Here is a 14143-nt window from a genome sequence, read left to right as displayed (position 1 = left end):
CGGGGTGGGCCCGCTGTCGGAGCGGCCCGGTAGCGTCGTCGTGTGTGCTTCTACGCGACGGTCCACTACAAGCTGCACTACGCCTGCGTCGCCTGCCGCGTCAGCTTCAAGCGGCTCCCCCGGGACGGCGGCGACCCGCCGTGCCCGAACTGCGGACGGGCGCTCGTCTGCGCCGGTCACGACTTCGCGCCCCCGCCGCGCCGCGACACCGACGCCTGGGGCGCGGTGGCCGCGGTGCTGGGGGCGGGCCTGCGCTACGAGGGCCTGGAGCCGTGCGGCTGCGGCAAACAGCCGCGCTTCCGCCCCCGCACCGGCGCGGAGGTCCGGGCCCGCCTGGCCGTGGCGGCCCGCACCGGGGTACCCGTGGCCGAGGCGCTGGCCCGGCGCGATCCGACGGTCCCGGAGGACGACGAGTGACCCCGGGGCCGCCGACGGACCGCCCCCGAAGGGCTCACCGGATCACTCGCCCGCGCCGACCGGGTATCCGATCTCCTCGATGTCCTCGGCCAGTTCGGCGGGAACCCGCTCCGGGTTGAGCGCGGCGACGATCTCGTCCGTCAGCGGTCGCAGCGCGTAGACGTGACGTACGGCTTCGAGGTCGACGGTCACCTCGAAGTGGTCCTCGGCCCACTCCCGGTACGACTCGGGGGTCCCGGAGACGAGCAGTTGGAAGAGCCAGTCGGCCCCGTCGGAGTCCTCGCCGTCCTCCGGGAACTCCACGTCCCCCGCCCGCCAGCGGTCGTCGCCGCTCTCCCGCCAGAGGCAGGCGGTGACGACGGGCAGCCCGAACTCGTCGCAGAACGACGGCTCGTCCACGTAGCGCCGGAACACCTCGGGCACCTCGTCGAGCACTCCGGGCCAGGGAGCGTCGTCCACGTAGGGGCTCATCGGCGACTCGTGGTCGAAGCCCCGGGCGTACGCGCCGGCGGCGGAGAAGACGACGGAGTACTCCCCGCCCGCCCCGTCCCGCATCGAGGCCATCGCCTCGGTCGGCGACCACTGCGCGTCGAAACCGTGCCAGCGGTGGTCCCACTCCGGACACAGGATCGCGTCGAGCATCGCCAGGGAACGGCAGAGATCGGTGAGGGCGGATATGCCCGGCAGCCCGCGGGCCACGTCGTGAACGCTCATGGGCCCATCCAACCGCACCGGCCCGAAGCCGACCCACCTGGTCCCGCACTCCCTCCTAAGGGGGCGCGGGACCAGGTCAGGGGGTCACTTCAGGCCGAAGGCCCGGATGATCTCCTGGTCGACGACGAGCCCGCCCGGGCCCTGCGCGTGGGCCTTGAGCGAGACCGAGGTCGCGCCCTTCGACGGGGTGCGGAACGTGGCGGTCCACTCGCCGGTCTTCTTCTTCCGGAGGTCCACCTTCGTCCAGTGCTTGCCGTCGTCGTAACTGACCGACAGCGCGGCCTTGTTCGCCTTCACCGCGCCCGGCAGCCATTCCTGGGTGCCGGAGGTGAGGCCGATCTCCGTCGTACGGCCGGCGCGGACGTCGCCCGCCAGGTCGGTGTCGACGGCGTAGTCCAGCTGGAGCAGCGGGATGTCGGCCCGGTAGGGGCCGGCCTCGTCCAGAGCGCCGGAGACGAAGCCCCACTCGGAGCGCGTACGGGTCGACGTCTTCCAGGTCTTCGCGTCGCGTGCCGAGTCGATGACCAGGCGGTAGGGGCGCTTCTCGGCGGAGAGGTCACCGATGTAGCCCGCTCTGCCCGCGCCCTTCTTCAGCTGTGTGTCGCCCTGGTAGAAGGCGTACGAGGTGGTGTCGTACTCGTTCTCGGGCATCGAGCCGGAGTGGCCCGCGCCCGCGTCCGTCCACGGGGTGATGTTGAACTGGAGGTCGTTGTCGACCGTGCGGAACGGACCCCAGTAGCCGGTGCCCAGGCGGGGGCGGGTCACCGGGGCGAACCACTCGGCGCGGTAGCCCTTGCCCGCCCGGTAGTCCAGCTCCGCGCTGCGCATCTCGTGGGCCCGATCGGACTCCTCCGCGTCGAGGACCGAGTGGTTCTCGTACCAGAAGGAGTCACCCGGCAGCGGGTTGACCCACTCGGTGCGGACGTCCGGGAACTGCTCGTACTCCTCGAAGCCGAGGCCGGGACCGTAGTCCGGGATGTCGTAGCGGTAGCCGGCGCCGAGCGTCTTCTTGTGGCCGTAGAAGGTGTTCTCCACCTTCGCCAGCCGGCGGGTCGAGGGCGCGAAGGCCAGCGAGCGGTCCGGGATCGTGCCGTCGTGGCGGTCCACCAGGTCGTACAGGTAGTCCGCGAACCTCTTCTGGTCGAGCTGGATCTTCTTGCCGCGCTTCGCCGCGCTGATCAGCGTCTCGCCGGCGGACTTGTGGACCGAGGCGACCGGGATCGTGGTCTCCTCTCCCCAGGGGGTGTAGCTCTCCATCGCCACGCCGCGCTCGTCGTTGACGACGAACAGCGCCTTCGCCCCTGCGGCCAGCGCGGCCGCGAGACGCTCGGCGGGGGTGACATCGGCGCTGCGGTTGATCACGACGGCCTTGCCGCGCGCGTCGAGGCGCTGGTAGTCGGCCGGTGCGCCCTTGCCCGCGTACACCGCCGTCAGCTTCTGCCGGCTGTCCTCGGCGATCGCCGCGCCGCCCTGGACGTGCACCGGTACGTCATGCCCGTCGGCCTCGACGTCCAGCAGCTCCTCGCCCTGCCGCCAGCGGGTCAGGAAGCTGAAGTCGCCCTCCTTCACCTTCTTCGTAGGGCTCGCCCACAACTGGTCGTAGGTGAGCGGTATCTGGTACGCGTCACGCTGGACGGTGCCGTCCGGGGCGGTGCGCGCCATGTCGTAGCGGAACTGGCGGGTCTCGGTCTCCTTCGGGGTGCGCACGCTGACCTTGCGGGACTTGGACGCGTCGAGGGTGACCGTGGTCGAGCCGGTGAGCATCGTCTCGGGGGCCGCGAGGAACGCGACGGCCTTGGAGTCGGGGCGGTCGCCGTCGACGTCGACGGCGGCCCAGGCGGTGTAGTTGCCGGGCGGCAGGCGCAGCGTGGTCTCGCCGCCGCCGACCTGGACGAGGCCGAGCTGCGGGTCGCCCAGTTCAGCGAGGACGACCAGGCCGTCCATCGGCTTGCCCGACCGGTCGCGGAGCTTCAGCGTCAGATCGTGCAGCTCCTTCTCCTTGGTGAGCGCGAAGCCGGTGTGCGCGACCGTCGTGCCCGCCGCGTCGGCGGCGACGACCTGGCCGGAGAAGGTGGTGTCGACAGGGACCTCTGCCGGGTCCAGGGACAGGACCGCCTCGGCGGTGCCGCCCGCCGGGACGGTCAGCGTGTCGGTGGAGAGCGTGTAGGCCGCCTCCTCCGTGTCGGTGGCCAGGTTCAGCGTCACGTCCGCGTCACCCGTGTTGCGGTAGGTGATCGTGCGCTCGGCGACCTCGTCGGACGGGCTGTGCGGCCAGGCGTAGGAGGCGACCTCGACCGAGCCGGTGGCCTCGATCGTGCTGTCGATCGCCGCCTTCACGTCGAGCCTGCCGGTGCCCTGCTGGTACGGGGTGTACGCGTCGAGCTTCTTCGACGAGGTCATCAGCGCGTCCTTGATGCGCTGCCCCGTCCAGTCCGGGTGACGCTGCTTCAGGATGGCGGCCGCGCCCGCGACATGGGGCGTGGCCATCGACGTACCGGACATCGACCGGTACAGGCCCTCGGCGCCGGGCACGGACTGCGAGGCCGCGGCGTTGATGTCGACCCCGGGTGCCGACAGGTCGGGCTTCAGTCCGTGCGAGCGGACCAGCGGGCCCATGGAGGAGAAGTCGGCGCGGCCGTCCCGCTTGTCGACGGCGGCGACGGTGAGCGCCTGCTCCGCCGAGCCGGGCGAGCCGATCGTGCCCGCCCCGTACGCGTTGCCCGCCGCGATCACGAAGAGCGGACCGCCGTCCGCGGAGAGGGAGTTGACGGCCTGGGACATCGGATCGGTGCCGTCGTCGGGCACCGGGGAGCCGAGGCTCATGGAGACGATGTCGGCCCCCTCCGCCTTCGCCCACTCCATGGCCTCGATGATCCCGGAGTCCGCGCCGGAGCCCTCGTCGCTGAGGACCTTGCCGACGAGCAGGCCGGCCGCCGGGGCGACGCCCTTGTTCGCACCGTCGGACCCCGCGCCGGATCCGGCGATGGTGGAGGCGACGTGCGTGCCGTGGCCGTGCTTGTCGTCGACCTCCTCGCCGGGAACGAAACTGCGGGCGCCGACGAGGCGGTCCTTGACGTCCGGGTGGTCGGCGTCGATGCCGGTGTCCAGGACGGCGACCTTGGTGCCCTTGCCGTCGAAGCCCGCGGCCCACGCCTCGGGGGCCCTCACCTGCGGCACGGAGTCGGCGAGGAGCGCCTCGGAGCGGCCGTCCAGCCAGAGCTTCGCGATGCCGCTGTCGAGCGAACGGGCACTCGGGGTACGGGTGATGGCGTCCCAGAAGGTGCGCGCCCCGTCCTTGTCGGCGCTGAGCGCGGCCCCGTGGATGGAGGCGAGGGTGCGGACCTTCTTCGCGCCGCGCGGGGTGGCGGGCAGGGCCTTGGCACGGGCGGGCGGGTAGGTGGCGATGACCGGGATGGCACCGGTGCCCTCGTCGTCGTACCCCATGCGGACCAGGGCCGAGACGTTGAACAGCCGCCGGTCCAGCGTGCCCGCCGCGATCAGCGTGGTGGCCTCGTCGGGCAGGACGTACACGTCATCGCCCGCCTGCTGGATGCGGACGCCGCCGCTCGCGCCGTCGGGGCGGTCCACGGTGACGGTGTCCCGGTCGCCGGGGCCGTCCGCGTACCGCACCACGTCGCCGGTGACCAGGGTGATCGTGTGGCTCTCGGCGCCGGCCTCGGAGCGCGGGGCCCCGGGGCGCGGCGCGGGGGCCGCGCCGGCGGTTCCCGCGCCGGCGAAGGGGACCAGCATGCCGCCCATCAGGGCCGCCGAGGTCGCGAGGAGCAGGGCTCTGCGTCCCGGGCGAGCGGATCTCGCCCGGCCGGGAACGGAAGAGGGGGAAGAAGTCATGCAGCTGATCTACCGGTTGATCCGGGGTGACCGCTGCGTTCAGGGCGGGCGGGAAACCGCCGTGGCGGTAACCCGCCCGGGATGGACGGGGTGGTGACGGGCGTTTCAGGCCACCGAGGCGAGCGGCTGTCCGCTGCTGTCGTGGTGGATGGGGGTGTGGGCCCCGGTGAGCGGTACGCCGCTGCCGCCGCGCCGGACCGCGACGATCTCGGCCGCGATGGACAGGGCCGTCTCCTCCGGCGTACGGGCGCCGAGGTCGAGACCGATCGGCGAGTGCAGCCGGGCCAGTTCGCGTTCGGTCAGCCCGAACTCGCGCAGCCGGTCGTTGCGCTCCAGGTGGGTGCGGCGCGAGCCCATCGCGCCGACGTAGGCCACCGGCAGGCGCAGGGCCGCCTCCAGGAGCGGTACGTCGAACTTGGCGTCGTGGGTGAGGACGCAGAGCACGGTACGGGCGTCGGTCTCGGTTCCGGCGAGGTAGCGGTGAGGCCATTCGACGACGATCTCGTCGGCCTCGGGGAAGCGGGCCGCGGTGGCGAAGACCGGGCGGGCGTCGCAGACGGTGACCCGGTAGCCGAGGAACTTCCCGGCCCGCACCAGGGCCGCCGCGAAGTCGATGGCGCCGAACACGATCATGCGGGGCGGCGGCACGCTGGACTCGACCAGCAGCTCGATGGGCCGGCCGCAGCGGGAGCCCTCCGCGCCGATGGCGAGCGGCCCGGTCCGGCCCGCGTCGAGCAGGGCCCGGGTCTCGGCGGCAGCGGTCCGGTCGAGTGCCGGGTGGCCGCCGAGCCCGCCCTCGTGGCTTCCGTCGGGGCGGACCAGGAGCGGCAGGCCGAGCATGTCCTCGGGCCCGTCCGTGACCCGGGCCAGTGCGGCCGCCGTCCCCTCCGCGGCGGCCGCGAGCGCGGCGGCGAACACCGGCCGGGCGGGGTAGTCCGCCCGGACCGGGGTCACCAGGATGTCGATGATGCCGCCGCAGGTCAGGCCGACCGCGAAGGCGTCCTCGTCGCTGTAGCCGAAGCTCTCACGGACGGGCCGGCCGTCCTCCAGGGCCTGTTGGCACAGTTCGTACACGGCCCCCTCCACGCAGCCGCCGGAGACCGACCCGACGGCCGTGCCGTCGCGGTCGACGGCGAGGGCCGCGCCGGGCTGCCGGGGCGCGCTGCCGCCGACCGCCACCACGGTGGCGACGGCGAACTCGCGTCCCTGCGAGACCCACCGGTGCAGCTCTTCGGCGATGTCCAGCATGGCGTTCTCTCCTTGAGCGGGAAGGGGGACCGGGCGTCAGTGGACGCCCAGCCAGCTCTCGATCGGGTTGAGGGCGAAGAAGACGATGAAGATCACCGTCAGCCCCCACATGAAGGCCCCGACCTCACGGGCCCGGCCCTGGGCGAGCTTGATGGCGCTGTACGCGATGACACCCGCGGCGACACCGGTGGTGATGGTGTACGTGAAGGGCATCAGGACCACGGTCAGGAAGACCGGGATGGCGACGGAACGGTCGCCCCAGTCCACGTGCCGGGCGTTCTGCATCATCATCGCGCCGATGACGACGAGGGCGGCGGAGGCCACCTCGGTCGGCACGATCGCGGTGAGCGGGGTGAAGAAGAGGCAGGCGGCGAAGAACAGGCCGGTGACGGCGGAGGCGAGCCCGGTGCGGGCCCCTTCGCCGACGCCGGTGGCCGATTCGACGAAGACCGTCTGGCCGGAGCCGGAGGCGACACCGCCGATGACACCGCCGGCGCCGTCGATGAACAGCGCCTTGGACAGGCCCGGCATACGGCCCTTGTCGTCGGCGAGCTTGGCCTCGGTGCCGACGCCGATGATGGTGGCCATCGCGTCGAAGAAGCCGGCCAGCACCAGGGTGAAGACGATCATGCCGACGGTCATCACGCCGACGTCGCCCCAGCCGCCGAACTCGACGTTCCCGAAGAGCGAGAAGTCCGGGGTGGAGACCGCGCCGCCCTCCAGCTCCGGCGGGCCGCTGCTCCACTTCTTGGGGTCGATGTCGACGATCGCGTTGATGACGACCGCGGCCAGCGTGCCGACGACGATGCCGATCAGGATCGCGCCGGGGATGTTGCGCGCCTGGAGCATGAAGATGAGCAGCAGGGTCACGCAGAAGATCAGCACGGGCCAGCCGGCCAGTTCACCGGCCGGGCCGAGGGAGACGGGGGTCGCCTGGCCCTTGTGGACGAATCCGGCCTTGTAGAGGCCGATGAGGGCGATGAAGAGCCCGATGCCCATGGTGATGCCGTGCTTGAGCGCGAGCGGGATCGCGTTCATGATCATCTCGCGGAGGCCGGTGACCACCAGGAGACAGATCACCACACCGTAGATCACGCACATGCCCATGGCCTGCGGCCAGGTCATGTTGGGCGCGACCTGTGAGGCGAGCACACCGGAGACGCTGAGCCCGGCGGCGAGCGCCAGGGGCACCTTGCCGACGAAGCCCATGAGCAGGGTCGTCGCGGCTGCCGCGAAGGCGGTGGCGGTGATCAGGCCGGGCTGGCCGAGGAGGTTGCCGTTGACGTCCTCCCCGCCCAGGATCAGCGGGTTGAGCAAGAGGATGTACGCCATGGCCATGAAGGTCGTGACGCCGCCGCGCAACTCGCGCGCGACCGTGGACCCTCGTTCGGATATGTGGAAGTACCGGTCGAGCCATGATCTTCCGGCGGGGACGCGCGAGCCGGGGCCCGCGCTTTCCGGACTGGTCTTCGGTTCCACTGACTGCTGGGTCATGATGCCTGACTCCCAAGGTTCACAGGGGCACCCGCTTGGAGATTCCTGAATGCGGGATTTGGGATGACTGCGTCGGCCGCACGACCCGGGGACGGCCGGGACGAACTGGTGAAGCAGAACGGATGTGCCGGCGGCACGGATGATCCGTGAGGCGCTCGCCGTGCTCTCGGGCACGGCGGAGAAGAACCGCGAGCGGTGCGGTACTTGGGCCTCCGGGCGGTGCGGGGTGCGGAAAGGTGTGACGTTCTCGGCTCTGCGCACCGCCCGGAGAGTTCGGGGGACCGCTCGGAGCGTGCCGGGTGACGACCGGTGGGAGGTCACCCGGCAGGCTTTCAGGTGGTGGTGAGGTGTTCGGGCCGCACCGGTGTCCTGTTGAGCTCAAGGCCCGTCGCGTTCCGGATCGCCGCGAGGACGGCCGGGGTGGACGACAGGGTGGGGGCCTCGCCGATGCCGCGCAGCCCGTAGGGGGCGTGCTCGTCGGCGAGTTCGAGCACGTCGACCGGGATCGTCGGCGTGTCGAGGATCGTGGGGAGCAGGTAGTCCGTGAAGGAGGGGTTGCGCACCTTCGCGGTCTGCGGGTCGACGATGATCTCCTCCATCACCGCCACGCCCATGCCCTGGAGGGTGCCGCCCTGGATCTGGCCGAGGACGGAGAGCGGGTTGAGCGCCTTGCCGACGTCCTGGGCGCAGGCCAGTTCGATGACCTTGACCAGGCCGAGCTCGGTGTCGACCTCGACGACGGCGCGGTGCGCGGCGAAGGAGTACTGGACGTGGCCGTTGCCCTGTCCGGTACGGAGGTCGAACGCCTCGGTGGGCCGGTGGCGCCATTCCAGCTCGATGTCGATGGCCTCGTCCTCCAGCACGTCGGCCAGGTCCGCGAGGACCTCGCCGCCGTCGGTGACGACCTTGCCGCCCTCCAGGAGGAGCTCGGCGGTGGCCCAGGCCGGGTGGTAGGTGCCGAACTTGGTGCGGCCCAGCTCCAGGACCTTCTCCCGCACGGCTTCGCAGGAGTTCTTGACCGCGCCGCCGGTGACGTACGTCTGACGGGAGGCGGAGGTCGATCCGGCGGAGCCGACGCGGGTGTCGGCGGGGTGGATGGTGACCTGGTTGACGCCGAGTTCGGTACGGGCGATCTGGGCGTGGACGGTGACGCCGCCCTGGCCGACCTCGGCCATCGCGGTGTGCACGGTCGCGACCGGCTCGCCGTTGATGACCTCCATCCGCACCCGGGCGGTGGAGTAGTCGTCGAAGCCCTCGGAGAAGCCGACGTTCTTCAGGCCGACCGCGTAGCCGACACCGCGGACGACGCCTTCGCCGTGGGTGGTGTTGGAGAGCCCGCCGGGCAGGGCGCGCACGTCGACGGAGGCGCCGTCGGCGCCCGCCGTCAGCCACTCCTGCTCGGGCGGCAGCGGGCGGGCCTTGACCCGGCGCAGCAGCTCGGCGACCGGGGCCGGCGAGTCGCAGGGCTGTCCGGTGGGCAGCAGGGTGCCCTGCTCCATGGCGTTGAGCTGCCGGAACTCCACCGGGTCCATGTCCAGCTTCGCGGCGAGCTTGTCCATCTGCGCCTCGTAGGCGAAGCACGCCTGGACCGCGCCGAAGCCGCGCATCGCGCCGCAGGGCGGGTTGTTGGTGTAGAGGGCGATCGCCTCGATGTCGACGTCCTCGATCTTGTACGGGCCGACCGAGAGCGAGGAGGCGTTGCCGACGACGGCCGGGGAGGCGGAGGCGTAGGCCCCGCCGTCCAGGACGATGCGGCACTTCATGTGCGTGAGCTTGCCGTCCTTGGTGGCGCCGTGCTCGTAGTGGAGCTTCGCCGGGTGCCGGTGGACGTGGCCGAAGAAGGACTCGAACCGGTTGTAGACGATCTTGACCGGCTTGCCGGTGCGGAGCGCCAGCAGGCAGGCGTGGATCTGCATCGAGATGTCCTCGCGGCCGCCGAAGGCCCCGCCGACGCCGGAGAGCGTCATGCGGACCTTGTCCTCGGGCAGGCCGAGGACGGGGGCGATCTGGCCGAGGTCCGAGTGCAGCCACTGGGTGGCGACGTACAGCTCGACGCCGCCGTCCTCGGAGGGCACGGCGAGCCCGGACTCGGGGCCGAGGAAGGCCTGGTCCTGCATGCCGAAGACGTACTCGCCCGTGACGATGACGTCGGCGCGCTTGGCGGCCTCGTCGGCGTCGCCGCGGATGATCGGCTGGCGGTGCACGATGTTGGGGTGCGGGACGTGACCGATGTGGTGGTCGTCCCGGCCCTCGTGGACGAGCACGGCGTCGGGGGCGGTCGCCGAGGCCTCGTCGGTGACGATCGGCAGCTCGCGGTACTCGATCTTGATCTTGGCGGCGGCACGGCGGGCCGTCTCCGGGTGGTCGGCGGCCACGATGGCGACCGGCTCACCGTGGTGGCGGACCTTGCCGTTCGCGAGAACCGGGGTGTCCTGGATCTCCAGGCCGTAGTTCTTCATCTCGGCGGGCAGGTCGTCGTAGGTCATCACCGCGTAGACGCCGGAGGTGGCCAGCGCCTCGGAGGTGTCGATGGAGACGATCTCCGCGTGCGCGACGGTGGAGCGCAGCGTCTGGCCCCACAGCATGTCCTCGTGCCACATGTCGGAGGAGTACGCGAACTCGCCGGTGACCTTGAGGGTGCCGTCGGGGCGGAGCGTGGACTCGCCGATGCCGCCCTTCGTGGGCGAACCCTGGGTGATCTTGGTGGGTGTGCCGGACGGTGCGTTCTGGGCCTTCGGCATCGTGGCCGCGGGGCGCGTGGTGGCTTCGGGGCGCGTCGTCATGACTGGGCCGCCTCTCCCTGGCGGGCGGCCGCGAGGCGGACCGCGTCGAGGATCTTCTCGTAACCGGTACAGCGGCAGAGGTTGCCGGAGAGCGCCTCGCGGATGTCCTGGTCGGACGGCGAGGGGGTGTTCTCCAGCAGTTCGTCGGCGGCGACCAGCAGGCCGGGGGTGCAGAAGCCGCACTGGACGGCTCCGGCGTCGATGAACGCCTGCTGGATCGGGGCCAGCTCGACGGCCTCGCCGGTCTGGCCGTCGGTGGGCCGGGCCTGCCAGCGCTTGGCGGAGTCCAGGGTGGTGCCGCAGGCGCCGGAGGCGCAGCCGCCGCCGGGGTGGGCGTCCTCGCGGTGCTTGGCGTAGTCGGCGAGCCCCTCGACGGTGACGACCTCGCGGCCCTCGACCTGTCCGGCGGCCACCAGGCACGCGCAGACCGGGACGCCGTCCAGCCGGACGGTGCAGGAGCCGCACTCGCCCTGTTCGCAGGCGTTCTTGGAGCCGGGCAGGCCCATGCGCTCACGCAGGACGTAGAGGAGGGACTCGCCCTCCCAGACGTCGTCGGCTTCCTGCTGACGGCCGTTGACCGTGAAATTGACTCGCATGGTTACGCAGCTCCTTCCAGCGTGCGGCCCGCGCCGCGGTACTGCTCCCAGGTCCAGCCGAGCGTGCGGCGGGCCATGATGCCGACCGCGTGCCTGCGGTACTTCGCCGTGCCGCGCACGTCGTCGATCGGGTTGCAGGCGCCGGACGCGAGGGCGGCGAACTGCTTGGCGATCGCGGGGGTGATGATCTTTCCGTTGTCCCAGAACCCGCCCTCTTCCAGCGCGGCGTTCAGGAAGTCCTCCGCCTCCCTGGCCCGGATCGGCGTCGGGGCGGCGGAGCCGATGCCGGTGCGCACGGTGCGGGTCTCGGGGTGCAGGGCGATACCGAACGCGCAGACCGCGATGACCATGGCGTTGCGGGTGCCGACCTTGGAGTACTGCTGCGGTCCGTCGGCCTTCCTGATGTGCACGGCGCGGATCAGCTCGTCCGGCTCCAGTGCGTTGCGCTTGACCCCTGTGTAGAAAGCGTCGATAGGAATCAGCCGCGTGCCGCGTACGGATTCGGCCTCGACCTCGCAGTCGGCGGCGAGGAGGGCCGGGTGCGCGTCACCGGCCGGCGAGGCGGTGCCGAGGTTGCCGCCGACGCCGCCGCGGTTGCGGATCTGCGGGGAGGCGACGGTGTGCGAGGCGAGCGCCAGACCCGGCAGCTCGGCCCGCAGGTGCTCCATGATGCTGCTGTACGGCACGGAGGCGCCGAGCCGCACGCTCTCCTGGCCCACCTCCCACTCGGACAGCTCACCGATGCGGTTCAGGTCCAGGAGGTACTCGGGCCGCCGGTGGTCGAAGTTGATCTCGACCATCACATCGGTGCCGCCCGCGATGGGCACAGCCGTGGGGTGCTCGGCCTTGGCGGCGAGCGCCTCCTCCCAGCTGGCGGGGCGAAGGAAGTCCATGAGTGGCTCTCTTCTCAATCGGGTCGTTCGCCGGGGCCGGGGACGGCCTGCCTCGACTGGCTCGTTCATGTGGTGTTCACGTGGTGTGTGGCCCAGTACACAAGCCCGGCCCCGGGCGGTGCAGTCACCGAAACACTGAAGGAGTTGGCTGGTCTCCGTCCTCGTCTTGTAGATTCGAACGAATGACGGGGATCGGTAACCTCACCGCAATTCACAGATACCCCGTCCGCCCCACCGCTCCCCCACCCCACGACCCCCTTCACCCGCTTCCCCCTCACCTGTCCCCTCGGCGAACCTCACCTGTTCCCTCTACGAAAGATCGGCGGCGACGAGATGCGGCTGCGCGCACTGCTGGAGACCGACGCGCTGGGCCTGCGGCTGCTCGGCGGCGAGGACGAGCTGGACCGCACGGTCCGGGGCGTCATGACGACCGACCTGCGCGACCCCAGCCGCTACCTCTCCGGCGGCGAACTGGTCCTCACGGGCCTCGCCTGGCGCCGCGACGCGGCGGACTCCGAGCCGTTCGTGCGGATCCTGGCGGGCGCCGGGGTCGCCGGTCTCGCGGCCGGCGAGGCGGAGCTCGGCGACATCCCCGCCGATCTCGTCGAGGCGTGCCTGCACCACCGTCTACCCCTCTTTGCCGTGAACGAGACCGTTGCGTTCGCAACGATTACGGAGTACGTCGTACGTCAGGTCTCCGGCGAGCGGGCGGGTGACCTGGCGGCCGTGGTGGACCGGCACCGGCGGCTGATGACCTCCGGTCCGGCGGGCGGCGGCCCCGAGGTGGTCCTGGACCTCCTCACCTCCGACCTGGACCTTCGGGCCTGGGTCCTGTCCCCTACCGGCCGCCAGATCGCCGGGGCCGGCGCCCCGCTGCCCGGCCCGCTGGGCGCCGCGCTGGCCGGGCACCACCTGGCCGCGACCCGCACCGGTCGCCGGGCGCCGCACCGGGCGGCGGTCGCCGGTACGACGTATGCGCTCTTCCCGATCCGGAACACCGGCCGGGGCGCGGTGCCGGCCGCCCGTGACGTCCGGGAATCGGTGCTCTCCGACTGGCTGCTGGCGGTCGAGGCGGACGCGTCGGACTGGCCCGCCGCCCGGCTCGACCTGCTCCAGGGCGTCACGCAGCTGATCGCGGTCGAACGCGACCGCCGCGACGCGGCCCGCACGGTACGCCGCCGGCTCGCCCAGGAAGTGCTGGAGCTGGTCCAGGCGGGCGCCGCCCCCGCGGAGATCGCGGCCCGGCTGCGGGTCGCCGCACCCGTCCTGCTGCCCGGCCTCGGCGTGGCCCCCCAGTGGCAGGTCGTGGTGGCCCGGGTCGACTGGAGCGCCTCGGGCCAGACCGCCGCCGCGGGTGAGATCGCGAGCGGCCCGGTGGCCCAGGCGCTGCTGGAGGAGATCCTCGTCGACCCGGCGGTCAGCGGCCCCGACTCCGCCGACCGGATCGCCGTCGCCCACACGGGCGAGGAGGCCATCGCCCTGGTACCGCTGCCCGCGGTCATCACCGCACCCGCGGACGGCGACGACGAGCAAGGCGCCGCGGCGGGTTCGGACGGCGACGACGCCGACGCCCTCGCCGATGAGCCCGGACTCCACGCCGACGCGCTGCTCGCCTCCGTACGCGAACCCCTCACGGCGGGACTCGCCGACGACGGCCGGCTGACACTGGGTGTCAGCGCGGCCGTGCATTCCGCCGAGGGACTGCGCGGCGCGCTGGAGGAGGCCCGGCACGCCCGCCGGGTGGCCGCGGCCCGTCCAGGGCGGGTCTGCGCCGCCGGTCACCACGAGCTGGCCTCACACGTGCTGCTCCTGCCGTTCGTCCCCGACGACGTCCGGCGCGCCTTCACCGCCCGGCTGCTGGACCCGCTGCGCGACTACGACCGGCGCCACCGGGCGGAGCTGATCGAGACGCTGGAGGCCTTCCTGGACTGCGACGGGTCCTGGACCCGCTGCGCGGCCCGGCTGCACCTCCACGTCAACACACTGCGCTACCGCGTCGGCCGTATCGAGCAGTTGACGGGGCGTGACCTTTCGCGGCTGGAGGACAAGCTCGATTTCTTCCTCGCCCTGCGTATGAGCTGATCTTCCGGCCGCGCACGGGGTCCGCCGGGACCCCGTCGCCCTCCGAGCGATTGTGAAATCTTTCACC

9 protein-coding genes are annotated in these 14143 nt (G+C 72.0%); 2 read left to right on the top strand and 7 right to left on the bottom strand.

Going from position 1 to position 14143, the window contains the following annotated elements; genetic code table 11:
• Positions 1 to 42 precede the first annotated feature (42 nt).
• Positions 43 to 417 carry a hypothetical protein gene (locus CCZ36_RS29440; protein ID WP_128818944.1) on the top strand — a complete coding sequence of 125 codons (375 nt, stop codon included), beginning with the start codon at positions 43 to 45 and terminating at the stop codon, positions 415 to 417.
• A gap of 42 nt (positions 418 to 459) precedes the next feature.
• Here the strand turns inward: CCZ36_RS29440 and CCZ36_RS29435 are convergent, their stop codons facing one another.
• From CCZ36_RS29435 to CCZ36_RS29400, 7 genes are all read right to left on the bottom strand, one after another.
• Complete coding sequence (locus CCZ36_RS29435) at positions 460 to 1131, bottom strand: hypothetical protein (protein WP_128818943.1); 672 nt, start codon at positions 1129 to 1131, stop codon at positions 460 to 462.
• An 84-nt stretch (positions 1132 to 1215) separates the two neighbouring features.
• Positions 1216 to 4881 carry a S8 family peptidase gene (locus tag CCZ36_RS29430; protein ID WP_128818942.1) on the bottom strand — a complete coding sequence of 1222 codons (3666 nt, stop codon included), beginning with the start codon at positions 4879 to 4881 and terminating at the stop codon, positions 1216 to 1218.
• A gap of 204 nt (positions 4882 to 5085) precedes the next feature.
• Entirely contained in the window at positions 5086 to 6228 is a 1143-nt protein-coding gene (locus CCZ36_RS29420) for an XdhC family protein (RefSeq protein ID WP_128818940.1), read from the bottom strand.
• A gap of 36 nt (positions 6229 to 6264) precedes the next feature.
• A complete protein-coding gene (locus tag CCZ36_RS29415) occupies positions 6265 to 7722 on the bottom strand; it encodes an NCS2 family permease (RefSeq protein ID WP_069736712.1) in 1458 nt (485 codons plus the stop codon).
• Between the two features lie 332 nt (positions 7723 to 8054).
• Entirely contained in the window at positions 8055 to 10505 is a 2451-nt protein-coding gene (locus tag CCZ36_RS29410) for a xanthine dehydrogenase family protein molybdopterin-binding subunit (RefSeq protein WP_128818939.1), read from the bottom strand.
• On the bottom strand, positions 10502 to 11101 hold the full coding sequence (locus tag CCZ36_RS29405; RefSeq protein ID WP_006128538.1) for a (2Fe-2S)-binding protein: 600 nt from the start codon (positions 11099 to 11101) through the stop codon (positions 10502 to 10504). Before CCZ36_RS29405 ends, CCZ36_RS29410 begins: the two co-directional genes overlap by 4 nt.
• Before the next feature lie 2 nt (positions 11102 to 11103).
• Positions 11104 to 11994, bottom strand: coding sequence for an FAD binding domain-containing protein (locus CCZ36_RS29400; RefSeq protein WP_069736710.1), 891 nt, complete (start codon positions 11992 to 11994; stop codon positions 11104 to 11106).
• 333 nt (positions 11995 to 12327) lie between these two features.
• On the opposite strand from CCZ36_RS29400, the gene CCZ36_RS29395 reads away from it, so the two are divergent.
• Positions 12328 to 14076: a PucR family transcriptional regulator ligand-binding domain-containing protein gene (locus CCZ36_RS29395; RefSeq protein WP_128818938.1), complete on the top strand. Its 1749-nt coding sequence runs from the start codon at positions 12328 to 12330 to the stop codon at positions 14074 to 14076.
• Positions 14077 to 14143 lie beyond the last annotated feature (67 nt).

The organism is Streptomyces sp. S063, assembly GCF_002832675.1.
Taxonomy (GTDB): Bacteria; Actinomycetota; Actinomycetes; order Streptomycetales; family Streptomycetaceae; genus Streptomyces; species Streptomyces sindenensis.
This window is presented reverse-complemented; position numbering and strand designations above follow the sequence as displayed.

What these genes read in the sequence shown, in the direction of transcription:
- CCZ36_RS29410 (WP_128818939.1), bottom strand. Translation starts at nt 10,505, where the DNA reads ATGACGACGCGCCCCGAAGCCACCACGCGCCCCGCGGCCACGATGCCG.
- CCZ36_RS29400 (WP_069736710.1), bottom strand. Translation starts at nt 11,994, where the DNA reads ATGGACTTCCTTCGCCCCGCCAGCTGGGAGGAGGCGCTCGCCGCCAAG.
- CCZ36_RS29435 (WP_128818943.1), bottom strand. Translation starts at nt 1,131, where the DNA reads ATGAGCGTTCACGACGTGGCCCGCGGGCTGCCGGGCATATCCGCCCTC.
- CCZ36_RS29420 (WP_128818940.1), bottom strand. Translation starts at nt 6,228, where the DNA reads ATGCTGGACATCGCCGAAGAGCTGCACCGGTGGGTCTCGCAGGGACGC.
- CCZ36_RS29430 (WP_128818942.1), bottom strand. Translation starts at nt 4,881, where the DNA reads ATGCTGGTCCCCTTCGCCGGCGCGGGAACCGCCGGCGCGGCCCCCGCG.
- CCZ36_RS29415 (WP_069736712.1), bottom strand. Translation starts at nt 7,722, where the DNA reads ATGACCCAGCAGTCAGTGGAACCGAAGACCAGTCCGGAAAGCGCGGGC.
- CCZ36_RS29405 (WP_006128538.1), bottom strand. Translation starts at nt 11,101, where the DNA reads ATGCGAGTCAATTTCACGGTCAACGGCCGTCAGCAGGAAGCCGACGAC.
- CCZ36_RS29395 (WP_128818938.1), top strand. Translation starts at nt 12,328, where the DNA reads ATGCGGCTGCGCGCACTGCTGGAGACCGACGCGCTGGGCCTGCGGCTG.